This window comes from Baaleninema simplex PCC 7105, assembly GCF_000332355.1.
In the GTDB taxonomy this organism is placed as follows: Bacteria; Cyanobacteriota; Cyanobacteriia; order Cyanobacteriales; family Geitlerinemataceae; genus Baaleninema; species Baaleninema simplex.
On record NZ_KB235957.1, the window covers coordinates 190,791 to 204,520 of the forward strand.

11 protein-coding genes, 1 tRNA gene and 1 pseudogene are annotated in these 13,730 nt (G+C 52.4%); 9 read left to right on the top strand and 4 right to left on the bottom strand.

The annotated features are described in order from the left end of the window. Positions 1–488, bottom strand: a pseudogene (locus tag GEI7105_RS28580) (helix-turn-helix domain-containing protein); the annotation flags it as partial. 639 nt (positions 489–1,127) lie between these two features. Between GEI7105_RS28580 and chlP the strand changes: the two are divergent. Continuing rightward, positions 1,128–2,348, top strand: a complete 1,221-nt coding sequence (gene chlP / locus GEI7105_RS0101570) for a geranylgeranyl reductase (RefSeq protein ID WP_017658737.1) — start codon at positions 1,128–1,130, stop codon at positions 2,346–2,348. A gap of 299 nt (positions 2,349–2,647) precedes the next feature. Here chlP and GEI7105_RS39390 read toward each other — a convergent pair whose 3' ends face one another. Next, positions 2,648–2,851, bottom strand: coding sequence for a hypothetical protein (locus GEI7105_RS39390; RefSeq protein WP_017658738.1), 204 nt, complete (start codon positions 2,849–2,851; stop codon positions 2,648–2,650). A gap of 162 nt (positions 2,852–3,013) precedes the next feature. Here GEI7105_RS39390 and GEI7105_RS0101580 point away from each other — a divergent pair, with 162 nt between their 5' ends. The 4 genes from GEI7105_RS0101580 (at position 3,014) to GEI7105_RS0101590 (ending at position 7,782) form a co-directional block, all read left to right on the top strand. After that, positions 3,014–4,663, top strand: coding sequence for an alpha/beta hydrolase (locus GEI7105_RS0101580; protein WP_071591944.1), 1,650 nt, complete (start codon positions 3,014–3,016; stop codon positions 4,661–4,663). A gap of 92 nt (positions 4,664–4,755) precedes the next feature. Beyond that, a complete protein-coding gene (locus GEI7105_RS0101585; RefSeq protein WP_026097350.1) occupies positions 4,756–6,921 on the top strand; it encodes a pentapeptide repeat-containing protein in 2,166 nt (721 codons plus the stop codon). Between the two features lie 287 nt (positions 6,922–7,208). Next, positions 7,209–7,577 (top strand): DUF7718 family protein, encoded by a 369-nt coding sequence (locus GEI7105_RS41215; protein WP_445958240.1) that lies wholly within the window; start codon positions 7,209–7,211, stop codon positions 7,575–7,577. After that, positions 7,528–7,782, top strand: coding sequence for a DUF5647 family protein (locus GEI7105_RS0101590; RefSeq protein WP_017658741.1), 255 nt, complete (start codon positions 7,528–7,530; stop codon positions 7,780–7,782). The genes GEI7105_RS41215 and GEI7105_RS0101590 overlap by 50 nt, the downstream gene beginning before the upstream one ends. 304 nt (positions 7,783–8,086) lie before the next feature. Here GEI7105_RS0101590 and GEI7105_RS0101595 read toward each other — a convergent pair whose 3' ends face one another. After that, positions 8,087–8,668, bottom strand: a complete 582-nt coding sequence (locus GEI7105_RS0101595; protein WP_017658742.1) for a Uma2 family endonuclease — start codon at positions 8,666–8,668, stop codon at positions 8,087–8,089. A gap of 352 nt (positions 8,669–9,020) precedes the next feature. Between GEI7105_RS0101595 and mtnA the strand changes: the two genes are divergently transcribed. The 3 genes from mtnA to GEI7105_RS0101610 are packed head-to-tail and all read left to right on the top strand — an operon-like array spanning position 9,021 to position 11,329. Beyond that, entirely contained in the window at positions 9,021–10,079 is a 1,059-nt protein-coding gene (mtnA, locus tag GEI7105_RS28585) for an S-methyl-5-thioribose-1-phosphate isomerase (protein WP_017658743.1), read from the top strand. A gap of 51 nt (positions 10,080–10,130) precedes the next feature. Continuing rightward, positions 10,131–10,691: a pantetheine-phosphate adenylyltransferase gene (gene coaD / locus GEI7105_RS0101605; RefSeq protein ID WP_017658744.1), complete on the top strand. Its 561-nt coding sequence runs from the start codon at positions 10,131–10,133 to the stop codon at positions 10,689–10,691. Next, positions 10,613–11,329, top strand: coding sequence for a F0F1 ATP synthase subunit B (locus tag GEI7105_RS0101610; RefSeq protein WP_017658745.1), 717 nt, complete (start codon positions 10,613–10,615; stop codon positions 11,327–11,329). The genes coaD and GEI7105_RS0101610 overlap by 79 nt, the downstream gene beginning before the upstream one ends. Positions 11,330–11,508: 179 nt before the next feature. Here the strand turns inward: GEI7105_RS0101610 and GEI7105_RS0101615 are convergent. Beyond that, positions 11,509–11,580 (bottom strand) — tRNA-Gln (locus GEI7105_RS0101615). 712 nt (positions 11,581–12,292) lie between these two features. On the opposite strand from GEI7105_RS0101615, the gene GEI7105_RS34220 reads away from it, so the two are divergent. Further along, positions 12,293–13,288 (top strand): DUF3747 domain-containing protein, encoded by a 996-nt coding sequence (locus GEI7105_RS34220; protein WP_017658748.1) that lies wholly within the window; start codon positions 12,293–12,295, stop codon positions 13,286–13,288. Positions 13,289–13,730: the final 442 nt, after the last annotated feature.

Genomic DNA, 13,730 nt, shown 5'->3' on the forward strand with positions numbered 1-13,730 from the left:
GGGAAGGGGGAGATAGGGGGCGAAGGGGGGATGCAGTTTTTGAGTCCTCGACTCCGCTCGGACTCAACGCTGAGCGGAGCCGAAGCGTTGAGCATCTGGGGGAAGACAAAGCTTCGCATCCGGTTGGGTTTTTTGAACCGTGGAAGACCCGAACGCTTTAACCGCCACGACTCCCAAGAAGCCTCAAGTTTTCTAAGGACTTGCTGAAGAACCTGAGCGTTGACAGTCTTTAATCGGGGGTATTCAGTCTTGGCAGCGGTCAAACGCTTAGCCTGAACGTGGTAGTTTGGAAAGGGTGCATCTGCTGGCAAGATAAATTCCTGCCGAATCGAGCACGCATTCACGGGTGACTTGCGGGAATTTAGCCAGTCTTTACGTTCCCGCAGAGCAAAATTCCAGACATGGCGGCACACCTCAAGAATGTGTTCGATCTCTGAAACCTGCTCCGCCGTTGGCTCTAGCTTAAATTCCCACGTCATGTTTAGCATATCTAAACTGTAGCAAATCTTTTGTAGGTTACTCCCCTCGGTCGCACTTCGCTACACCACCAGCCAAGCTTTCAGCTATGGCTGGAGTACTGCGAAGAATCTGGATAGTGCCACGTTCGGGGGAGAGGGAAAAGGGGGAGAGGGGGAGAAAGGGAGAGGGGGAGAAACTGTTATCTGTTAACTGTCTTTACTGGTGACTGGTGACTGGTGACTGGTGACTGGTGACTGGTGACTGGTGACTGGTGACTGGTGACTGTTCCCCGTTCCCTGTCTTCACGGGTGACTGTTCACTGTAAAACACCTTCCTGACAACTCAATGGGGGTTCTATCGGAGATTTGCTGCGATCGGTAACGATCGCTTACGAAATCGTTACATTGGTTGATGGGCGTTAAACGAAAGAGTACAATTTGCGATCGCCCGACAAATTCCAGACAGCATCCGGGTTCCCTAGATTCGCAAAATCGGCGATCGCTCCCGAAAATTCCCCATACGCGCCTCGATTTTTGCAACGCAAAAGTTGCGAAATATTACAGTGTGTTTCATTGCGTCACAACTTCGCGGCCGAGCCGTCCGAGGGCGAAAACACCGTGATACGATTCACACCCGTATAGCCGTAAGCGATGTATAGGAGAAGACCTTTGGGAATTCGGGTTGCTGTTGTCGGGTCTGGACCCGCCGGATCTTCTGCCGCCGAAACCTTGGCGAAAGCGGGTATTGAAACCTATTTGTTCGAGCGTAAGTTAGACAATGCCAAACCCTGTGGAGGGGCAATTCCCCTGTGCATGGTGAGCGAGTTCGACTTACCACCGGAGATCGTCGATCGCCGCGTCCGCAACATGAAGATGATCTCCCCGTCCAACCGGGAAGTAGACATTCATCTTCCCAATCAAGACGAATATATCGGAATGTGTCGCCGGGAAGTCCTCGATAGCTTCATGCGCGATCGCGCCGCCAAACTCGGCGCCAATTTAATTAACGGAACCGTTCACAAATTAGAAATTCCCAATAACAACACCGATCCCTACGTCATCCACTACGCCGATCACTCGAACGGCACCTTAACGGGAGAAAACAAAACCCTGCAAGTGGATGTCGTCATCGGGGCAGATGGTGCTAACTCCCGCGTTGCCAAAGCCATCGACGCCGGAGACTACAACTACGCCATTGCCTTCCAAGAGCGGATTCGTCTGCCGGAAGACAAAATGGGATATTACGAAGACTTAGCCGAAATGTACGTCGGGGACGATGTCTCGCCGGACTTTTACGCTTGGGTGTTCCCCAAATACGACCACGTGGCCGTGGGAACCGGGACGATGAAAGTCAACCAAGCGAAAATCAAAAAGCTGCAAGCGGGAATCCGCGCCCGTGCAGCCCGTCGCTTAGAAGGCGGTAGCATCATTAAAGTTGAAGCTCACCCCATCCCCGAACATCCTCGTCCCCGTCGCGTGCGCGGTCGCGTGGCACTCGTCGGCGATGCTGCGGGAACCGTCACCAAATCCTCCGGTGAGGGCATCTACTTCGCCGCGAAATCGGCGCGGATGTGCGCGGAAACCCTCGTCGAAACCACCAACGGCGGTCAAAAACTGCCTACGGAAGAGGATCTGAAGCTGTATATCAAGCGGTGGGACAAGCAATACGGCATGACGTACCTGGTGCTGGATTTACTGCAACGGGTGTTTTACCGTACTGACGCCACTCGCGAAGCGTTTGTGGAAATGTGCGCCGACAAAGACGTGCAGAAGCTCACCTTCGACAGCTATCTCTACAAAACGGTGGTTCCGGCCAATCCCTTGATTCAAATGAAAATCACCGCCAAAACCATCGGTAGCTTGCTGCGCGGTAACGCCTTAGCGCCTTAATCGGGAAGCAAGGGAGTAAGGGAGTAAGGGAGCAAGGGAGAGAGGGAAAAGCTCGTTTTTCCGCTTTCTTGCTTCGACTGACGCCAGCTTGAATCAAAAGCGTCGCCCCCTTACTCTTTCGGTTGCGAGGCCAAGCCTTGCTACGTTGAACAAGATCGCGACGCACTCCCCCACCTCGCGCGACTCAGGTGGGGGTTAAGGAGCGCAGCCTAGTGGTATCATGTGACCAACTTAATGGGCACGGCAAAAGACGGAACAAAAATTCCGAGTCCTCTGGAGGCACGATTCATTAAGTGAGGTTAATTCCCTGTAAGTCCAATGAGTCGGTTAATATACGTCAGACTCCAGGCAAGAGTTTTTCTAAAGCCCCATAGTGGAAACAACTTGGGGGTGTTGCTGGGTAAAAGTTCCCAGAACACAGCGAGAATGCCGCCTGTCGCAAGGGCTAACGCCTTGTAATAAGACACCTCCGCCTCGCAGGACGCAGGTGGGGGAGCATTCATGACCCGATCGCGCCAGAATTCTCAGGAGTTCTGGCGTTTTCGTTCGTTCTGGTTTTCAGAGACGCTCCGCTTTCCCTCTGCATCAAAGAAACCTCTCTGCGCTACCGTAAAGTTCGGAGAAGCTCGATCTCTGCGAGCGAACTTGCTGTGACGAAAATTTTTATGCCAAAAAACCCTATCTATCGTTTTGGATTCAGTCTGTTAACGGGACTCGTGCTGAGTTTCGGGGGGAGCAAACCTAGTTCTGCTGCCGATCGCATTACCATTACTTACGGTTCCTTCGATCGCTCGATTCCTGTGGACTCTCTCGAAACCTTCGCCGAAACTGGAGAAGTCCCGAAAGACCTCAACGCCTATTTCGACTATCTCAGCGATCGCGATCGCCAACGACTGCGCCAACTCCTCCAACTCCCCATCGACGAACCCCCCAACGTTATCTCGCGATTTACCTACAGCGACATGGGGGAAGCTTTCCTCCAGCGTATCGGTCAGGGCATCCAAACCGACAGTTCTCTCAACGGTTTTCACGCCTTGCGATCGGCGATGATTCTGGCTTCGACGGAACCCGAAGGCTTAACGCTGCTGGGAATTTTGCGCCAGTTTCCCACCCGTTCGCTGAAAATTGACGGCCGCGTCGTGGTGGAACTCGTGGACGAAATAGGGAGCTTGTCGGAGAATCGAGAACGGGCGATCGCAGCCATCCAGCAAGCCGTCGAACGCGAAACCCATCTTCACAACACCGACTTTTCCCGACTCGCCGACTTGCGAGAACTCGGCGAGTACGACGTAGAATTTCGCCAACTGCAAATTTTCATCGACGCACCGCGCCCTACCCCTAGCGGTATCGCAGACGCTTACGAGCTTCCGGTCGATGTCTATCTTCCCGATACCACCGAACCCGCCCCGTTAATCCTTTTCAGCCACGGTATGGGTTCGACGCGCCGCCAACTGGCGTATCTCGCTCAACATCTCGCCTCCTATGGCTTCGCCGTCGCCGTTCCCGAACATTTCGGCAGTAACGGCATCTATCTGGCGGCGTTTTTACAGGGAGAATTACAGAACTTAGTCTTACCCGAAGAGTACCCCAGTCGCGCTCGAGACATCCACGCCACCCTCGACGAACTCGAACGCCTCAGCGCCACCGACGCCGACTGGCGAGAGCGACTCAACGTCCAAAACACTGGAATTTTAGGGTATTCCTTCGGGGCGACGACGGCGTTATCCGTTGCGGGTGCGTCGTTGAACGAAACGCAACTCAACCGCGATTGTGTCGAAGATCCGCAACCGACGTTTAACTTTTCGCAGTTGTTGCAATGTCGCGCCCAAGCGATCGCCCCAGACAACTTTCGCGACGATCGCATTCGAGCGGTCTTTTCCGTTTATCCCCTCACCCATACAATTTTCGGGGCAGAAAGCTTAGCCGAAATCGAGGTTCCCACCTTCCTCGTCTCGGGAAGTCACGATGTTCTCGTTCCCGCCGTCATCGAACAAATTCGCCCGTTTACGAAATTGACGACGCCCCATCGCTATCTGGCGGTGATGGTTCCCGGAACCCATTTTTCAACGGAAATTGGCGATATCAGCCGTTTACCCCGGTTTCTCACTGGAGAAAATCGCCCCGATCCCCAAATCGGACGGGACTATCTCAAAGCCTTGTCCGTGGCGTTTTTTCAGACGCACTTAGCGGGAAACGACGAGTTCGATCGCTATCTCGACGCCGCTTACGCCGAATTCCTCAGTCGAGACGAGTTGACGTTGTATTTGACAGAAACGTTCAGCACCGAAAATTTCGAGGGCGGCGGCGATCGCTAACTCGATGGATTCTCGTTTTTGCCAAATGCGATCGCCCCGCCTTCCCGACAAACTGATACATTTTTACAAGACCTGAACCTTTCGTTGGTCCTATGGCAAGCCCTTCCGTCAACTACGACTTCGATCGCCTGCTTCCTTGGTGGCGCGAAACCATACGACGCACGCCAATGCTGGTACGTCGCAGCTGCGCCTTTGTCTTAGAAGTTTCCTTCCTCGTCGGAAGTGCGGCGATTCCCTACGGACTGGGGGCTTACGCCAAACACCGCGAAATCGGCGATCCCGTTCCCCTCAGCCCAATTCTCGCCGCTACAGAAGACCGCATCGGTCAAGTATTGGGTTTACCGATGCAACAGCCCAACCGCAACGTCTCGCCCCTGACAAACCTGTTTTGGACGGGGGCGTTAGTCTTGCCCGTCCTCGCTGGAAGCTGGCAAATTTATTTACTGTGTACGACCGGCCAAACCGACCCCAAACGCTGGTTTGGCGTACAAGTCGTCACCGCTAACGGAACGCCACCGACATTACTTCGCGTGACCCTGCGCGAAGGGATCGGACGTTGGGGACTCGTCGGTGGAACCGCTTTGTTATTGTGGCGTTTGACGGGAGCGTTTCCCGATTTAGGCGTTTTAACGGGAATGACGGGAGTATTACTCCTCGGCGACGGCTTGGTATCTCGCGTCAAACGGGACGGACGCAGCCTCCACGATCGCATCGCCGGAACCCACATCCTCGATGTTCTGCAAAATCCCTACGGCGATTGGCCTTGGAGTACGCCGCCCAATACCGAACATTGGACGCAAACTTACGAAGGGGAACTCGTCGATGCGATCGTTCTCTCGCCCCACACCGACGAGATTCCGCCCTCGACGCCCAGTCTGTGGTGGTGGATGCGCCGCAATCCGGGGGCGACGCTGTTTCTCGTCATGTTGTTCTGTCTGGCGGCAGTGTTGGGAACCTTCGTCGGAACTCAGGTGTACGTTCAGCAACAAACCAACTGGCGGGAACTCAAGGAACAGGACAACCAACTGTTTTTATCTCTGGTGGGCAAGCTAACCCCCGCCCCCGGTGCGCCGGACGAACGGAAAAACGCCATCTTAGCCTTGGGAACCCTCGACGATCCTCGGGCGATGTCCTTGTTGGTGGATTTGCTGGGGCAGGAAACTTCACCGCAACTCATCGACGCGATTCAACAATCCCTAGCCAGTCGCGGCGTCGAAGCGATCGCAGAACTGCGGCGACTCAACCAATCCTTGAAAACCGACCTCGATTCTCTGCAATACGGGGGCAATGCGGCGGAAAAAGCGGCGGTGGCGCGACGACTGCGGGCAACCCAACGGGCGATCGCGAAAATTCTCACCAACTATAGCGGCGATATGCCGACCGCCGACCTCAGCCGCACCCATTTAGGACAAACTACCGCCGCCGACGCACCGTTTACCTTGGTTCTCGATGCGGTGAATTTAGCGGGGATTCGCTTTCGCGGGGCGATTCTCGATCGCGCCAGTTTGCAAGGCAGCCAGTTTTACGGGGCGGGAGAAGACGGACGCTTCGGAACTTACGACGATTGGATTGCCGATTTAAGCGGTGCTGATATCAGTCACGCCAACCTGGCCGGGGCGCGGTTAACGAACGTCTGGATGCACCGCACCAACGCCATGCAAGTCAATCTCAACCACGCCGACGCCCGAGGTATCAGTGCCAACGGCGCGAATTTCAGTTCTGGGCAACTGGTGGGAACGAATTTCGAGGCGGCGTCGTTGCGTCAGGGAAGTTTGACGGGGGCGGATTTGAGTACGGCCAATTTTGCCAACGCCGATTTAACGGGGGCGACGCTGACGGAAATCGAAGCAGGTGGAAGCCGTTGGACGGGAGCGAATTTGAGTCAGTCTAACTGGCAAGATGCGAACTTGTCCGGGGCAGATTTAACCAATACGAATTTGACGAATACCAATTTCCGAGGGGCGGATTTATCGGGGGCGTCGTTGCGGTTGGCGAACTTACAATATGCCAATTTCCAAAACAGCGATTTCAGCTTTGTGGATTTGCGCGGGGCAGACGTTTCTGGGTCGAATTTTCAAGGTGTTATTTGGGCGCGGGAACCCCAGGAGCAAGAAAATACGTTTGTGGTGCGATCGAACCTCAACGATCCTAAAAGTTTCGTCGAAGGCGTCGATTTCAGCAACGCCCGTAATTTAGACGCTGAGGCGCTGTCTTATCTTTGCAGCAACGGCGCGATCCATCCCGAATGTGGAAGATGAGGTGATGATGAGGTGATAATGCTTGGTGGTGCAGAAAACTCCTGAAACCATTGCTATGCAGTAGTTGTGGTGAATCGATCGATTGTCAGTCGCCGGTGGAAAGATGGATGCACTCAATAGGGTTTGAGGTGCTGAAAGACAGCGATAATAAGAACTTCATATCTCGTGCCTTTGGTTGACGATCTGTTTTCAAAATTTTTCTTTATCACTCAAATAAAATCTGTGTTATCCTAGGAATGAAGGTTAGTAAGAAACGCGTATGAAACAAAATTCAAGCAAAAGTAATTATGAACAGATTCACACACGAATTTTTTATTCCTTATCCTTACAGTCAAGAAAATTTTCGTATACGAGTACAGATGGACAGACCACATCGGAAGTCTCGCCCCTCTTATTTAGCCCAGCTTGAAATGGAGATAGATGGTGTTTTTAAAGCAGTCGCACGATGCGACGATTGGCACGATAAACCGCATATCGATCGGTGTCATCCCAATGGTACAGTTACAAAACAATGGCTAGACGATACTGGAGATAATCTCAAAAATATGGGGAATGGAATAACACTTCTAATGAGGATTGCCCCAGTTGAAATAGCGAGATTTAACAATGAATACAACAAACTTCAACCTGGACGAGATAGAGGAAACTCGAGATGAGCAGCTACTAGCTAACGCAAAAGCGGCTGGCCAATTCATTGACTACCTCCTCGAAAACCCCGAGTCTTTAGATAAGATTCCTAACGGCTCATACGTCATCCTCGAAACGGGGAACAGTGAGTTCGACGAAGAGAATCTTCGATTGAAGACTCGCCTAGAAAAACAGAACGAAACAACTCTGTGGACTTCTGAGATTGTCGAATAGCGCACGACTTTACTAACCTTCACCTCAAATAAAGAACGGAGATTTTCAAGGAGTCTCCGTTTTTTTCGTTCGGGTACATATCAAAAATGTAACTTCCTCGGAGACAAGCTGACCTACTCGATTGAGTGGCTGTTGGGTTCCACTCCGTTCCACCCGTGGACTGAGCGAAGTCGAAGTCCAACCTACCCCAAGCTCATATTTTTACTATAAAACGATCGCTTGTCGCTTTTTTTGCAGGTTCCTTCACTTAATTTTCGAGAGATCGCTTGTCTTTTTAAAGCATAGTGGCGATCGTAATAAGACTCTATGGATTTTGCAAGTTTACACCTTCGTAAATCTCATTCAAGCGAATTTTAAAGTCAACTGATTCAAGATTGACTATCTGCTGTAATTCTCGATATTCCTTGAGCAACCAATATCCCTCTTCAGTTTTAATAAAGTGCTTGACATAAATTCGATACTGGTCAACTAACAAATACTCTCGAAACTCAGGGATAGTACGGTAAGCATCAAACTTATCCCCTTGGTCGTAATTGCGAGTACTTTTAGACAGAACTTCTACGATTAGCTGTGGATTTGTTACTGTATCGGTTCGTTCTGCATAAAATACAGGTTCTCTCGCAATCAACATCACATCGGGATACGTAAAGAGCTGACTGGTGGAAATCCAAAGTCGCACGTCTCCAATAAAAACCTTGTAGGCTTTCTGTCGCAAGGCAAATTTTAGGTGAGCATAGAAATTTCCCGCAATATCGTTATGGTTGGCACTGCCACCTGTCATAGCTATGATTTCTCCCTCACGATACTCATGCTTGTTTTCTGCGGCTGTTTCCAATTCCAGGTATTCTTTCGGTGTATATTTTTTAGACTTAATTTCGACAACCATAGACTTATTCCCCAGGTTTTATAGCCATATTAAATGATTCGTGGCGAAATCCCCGATCGGTCAATGGCTGTATGAGATTCCCAGCATTTCCCAGATGAGCCGTAGGGTGTGTGACGCGGGCGTTCCATGCGATCGCAGGACAGGTCAATGTGATGTTACCGCGTCACGCACCGCCCCCCACCGACCCACTCCCGAGAAAATCTTGCCCGTTATCAGATCGACATGACGTTACCGTGTCACATACCACACTCATCATGATGAAGTGATGCAAGAATGCGATGATGGGAAGCGAAACGTCACGACTCTGGGTTTCTGTTGACGGTTTGTTGTCCAATCCGCTTATCGAATTACTATGTTGTACCCCGTTGTTTGGCGCGAGGATCGCGTCGCCCTCATCGACCAAAACCGCTTACCTCGGGAATACACCCAAGTTGAAATTCGCCGCAGCGACGATATGGCGGTGGCGATTAAAACGATGATCGTGCGGGGGGCGCCGGCCATTGGCGTCGCCGCTGCTTACGGGATGTATCTGGGGGCGCGGGAAATCGACACCCGCGATCGCACGGCGTTTCTCGAACGTCTCGAAGCCATCGGACAGATGTTGCGGGAAACGCGACCGACGGCGGTTAATTTATTCTGGGCGATCGAGCGTATGTTAAAGGTCGCCAAGGAAACCCCCGGTTCCGTCGAAGAAGTCCGACAAATTCTCCTCGAAACTGCCCATACCGTCAATCGCGAAGATTTACAAACTTGTCAAGCGATCGGCGATCGCGGGTTGGAGGTGTTGCCCCAAACCCCGGAAAAACTGCGCTTGTTAACTCACTGTAACGCGGGGGCTTTGGCTACGGCGGGATACGGAACCGCCCTCGGCGTGGTGCGATCGGCGCAAACGGCGAATCGCCTCGAACGCCTCTACGCCGACGAAACTCGCCCTCGCTTGCAAGGGGCAAAATTGACCACTTGGGAATGTTTGCAAGATGGAATTCCCGTGACGGTGATTACCGACAGCATGGCGGCGCACTGCATGAAGCAGGGTATGGTGGATGCCGTCGTAGTCGGTGCCGATCGCATCGCCGCCAACGGCGACACCGCCAACAAAATCGGGACTTACAGCCTCGCGTTGGTGGCCAAAGCGCACGATATTCCCTTTTTCGTGGCCGCCCCGCGATCGACTGTTGACTTAAGCCTCGGCGACGGTAGCCAAATTCCTATCGAAGAACGCGATCCCTCAGAAATCTATCAAATCGGTAACACGCGCCTGGTTCCCGTTGGGGCAGACTTTTACAACCCTGCTTTCGACGTGACGCCAGCCGACTTGATTACGGCGATCGTTACGGAAGTGGGGGCGTTTAGTCCCGATCGCTTGTGCGAAGCCTTTGAAAAAGACGCTTCGATCGCGCCGTCTCCATAAATTCACTAAAAACGGGCGTGTACAATAGCAATAAGTTTCAGTTCCGCTCTCATGCCTTACAAGCGTGAAAACGTCGTTGCCATTTACCCCGGCAGTTTCGATCCGATCACCCTCGGCCACCTCGATATTATCGAGCGAGGGTGTCGTTTGTTTGACAAAGTGATTGTTGCCGTGGTAACAAATCCCAATAAAAATCCGCTATTCGGCGTTCGAGATCGGATGCGTCTCATTCGGGCGAGTACCTCGCACCTGAGTAACCTCGAAGTCGATAGTTTTGATGGTTTGACCGTCAACTACGCCCACATCCAACAAGCGACGGTGTTACTGCGTGGCTTGCGAGTCTTATCGGACTTCGAGATGGAACTGCAAATGGCTCACACCAATAAAACCTTATCTGAAGCGATCGAAACGGTTTTTTTGGCGACGAGCAACGAATACAGTTTCCTCAGCAGTAGCGTGGTCAAAGAGATCGCTCGCTTCGGCGGCTCTGTCGATCGCTTCGTTCCTCAACCTGTTGCCATAGAGATTTATCGATGTTACGCCAGGACTCAGCCGGGATCGACCCCAAATCAGACAGCCCCCAACCTCAAGGCGAACCCGCCCAAACTGTAGCGCCCGAACAACGCCAAGAGGGAGCTAATCAAGGCAGCGTCAACGTTCAGCAGGCGCTCAACCGACTTGAGGAAGCGATTCTCGACAGCCCCCGCATTCCGTTTACGGGGCGGACGCTGGTAGATGAGGAACCGCTTCTCGATATTCTCGACGCGATTCGTCTCAACCTTCCGGCGGCGTTTCAGGAAGCCGAAGAGGTGATTCGCCAAAAAGACGAGATTCTCCGCCAAGCGGAACAGTACGGACGAGAAATTGTGGACGCCGCCGAACAGCAAGCCGCCAGCATCCTCGATGAAATGGGGTTGGTGCGACAGGCGAAGGTGGAAGCCGATCGCTTGCGCCAACAAGTTCAAGCCGATTGTGAAGTCGCTCGAGAACGGGCGATCTCCGAAATCGAACAGATGCAGCGTCAGGCGCAACAGGAACTCGAAGAGGTTCGCGCTCGCGCCTTGGCTGAAGCCGAACAAATTGAAGCCGGAGCCGACGAGTACGCCGATCGCGTGTTGCGGAATATCGAACAGCAACTCAGCGATATGATGCGAGTCATTCGCAACGGACGCCAGCAACTTCAACAGGAAGTCGCCTATCGAGCGCATCAGAAAGAGCCGAAAGTCAATCCGAACGTGCGGCGGTATTGAATTCGCGATCGGTTGGAACGGTTTTAAGGGTTAGAGCCATCTCGATCGCGAACTTTCGGAGATCGAACTTCCCTGAAAGTTGATATTTTCTTCAATCTCAACAACAATATGTAAAAAAAGAATAAGAGGCAGCGATAAAACTGCCTCTTTCTTTTAACATATGAAGTTAAAGTTAGGAGCTGGGGCGGAAGGATTCGAACCTCCGAATGGCGGGACCAAAACCCGCTGCCTTACCACTTGGCGACGCCCCATCGCGTCCGCGTTAACTATAGTAGCAACCCCGCTAGGGGCTGTCAAGAGATTGTTACGATTTTTTTTTGCGATTTTCGGGTTCTGCCAGAGATAGTCGCTCGGAGAGGCTAGGCTGGAGCGACTCCCAACACCCAACAGGGGCCGGGTTAGGACGTTGAGTTTCACTCCGTCCGATAGAGAGAACTCTCACGGTACTCAAGATCGTCGATTTCTCACGTTCTCATCCCCCCAATGCTCTGCTGAATTTGGGGAGAAAAAAAGCAGTTTTATCGTCAAAAATTCAGATAGATTTCAGGCGATCGCCGTGGGTCTCTCGAAAACTTTAACCAACTCAAAATAACGCTCGAACTGCAACGCCTCCTCGTTCGTGTTGTTCTCAAACCGCGTTGGACAAAAGAGACGGTGTCGCTGTGTTTGAATAAAAGCTAACTCGTTCGAGAATCGCCAGGTATAACTGATTTCGGATCGATACCCGCCTCGATCGCTCAAATCGATCGGACGTTGACGTGCGATCGCGTGTCCTCACGTCAATTTTAGAAAAAACCGAAATTTTACGCCTCGAACCGATCGCAATTTACCGAACAGTAAACTGTCACATTAACCAGTGGACAGTTGTAGAAGTAGAACCGATTCAAACTCAGACCCCCAAGGCGATCGCCACAATAAAACCATACGACGCAAACCCTCATCGCTGACTCAGGAACACACACCATGAAAACCGCTTTTCCTCTTAAAGTCGCCGCTCTCTCGACGCTCGCTCTATCTACCATCGGTTTCGGGGCGACCTTCACCCCCAAACCCGCCGAAGCCGCACTGTTCGGACAACAAGAAGTCCGCCAACGGGACTTCGTCGCGGTAGCCGCACCCGTCGGCGACACCGGACGCCACCAACTCCTCGTCATCGAACAACAAGCGAGTTCTCGTCCCTGCTGGTCTGAAAGCGGTGCGAATCCTACCGTTGTCGATCCGTTACTGTTGAACTTCGACTTTACAGGAATCTGCGGGCGCTCTACCGATAGCAACGGTTACTCGATTCGCGTCGGCGGACAAGACTTAGGCATTCAGTACAGCCTGCGCGTCGTCCGTCGCGGTGACGATATCGTTCTCATGGGAGTTCCGTTCCGTCCCAACCAACCGACGCTCGAACTCGGACGGACTGGATACACCCGCGATTTCGCCCGCATCGACTTAAACCCCGGCTGGCGTTTTGCCAAACGAACCTATCAAGGTCGTACCCTCGGTCACGTCTATCTCGCGAACGACCTCAGCTTGAGCGCCTTAGCCCAACAGTCAGATAATATCGCCGGCCGTCCGACAACGCCGAACGAAGACGATAAAGAAATCGATTCGCCGACGCAAGAGCAGGATTGGCGCGACGAAATTCAACTGACGAACGAACAAGAGCGCGACATTGCCTCGATTCGCCAACGCTACTTGGCCGAAAACTCTCGCTTGCAAGGTCAACTCGACGAAGCACGTCGCGAACTGCAAGAGATGACTATCGGCGATGCGTCGAGCCGTCAAATTCGCCGTCAGCGTAAAGTGGTGGAAAATCTGCGCGAGGATCTCTACGACCTCCGCTTCGACAGCATCATGGAAATTCGCGAGACGATGTCTGTCGAGCAACGGATGGCGTTTGCAGAATTGATGGACTTGCAAGGACAAACCGTCGATGCTGACGAGGTGTTGACGAGTCTTCTCCGCTAAGGGTGCTAGTTTCTCAAGCTGCGATCGACCCAACACAGTCTCCACAGGTTCGACGATGCAAGGTCGGGCGTTCTCTTCCTCAGAGAGCGCCCTTTTTCAGTGAAGAGAGAACAGTGAAGTCGTAGGGTGCGTGACTCGAACAATAGGGTGTAAATCCTGAGACCGATCGCTTTGTCACGCACCGCCAATGTACACCGCCAACATACAAGGGCGCGTGACCTAAAGATAGGAGAAATATTGTGCCTTACCGGCCAACCCGTCACGCACCGACTCCACAGGTGTCCTTGTCTTCCTCCTCATCCCCTCATCAGAGATTCGGTTAACCGCCCTCGATCGCGGGTCGATAACCGATTACCCAATTTTGGTAATTTTCACTATAATTACCGTAACCGCTTAGAAATCGCTTCGCGATCGCAACGTGGAACGGAGTTCTTTCGCACCT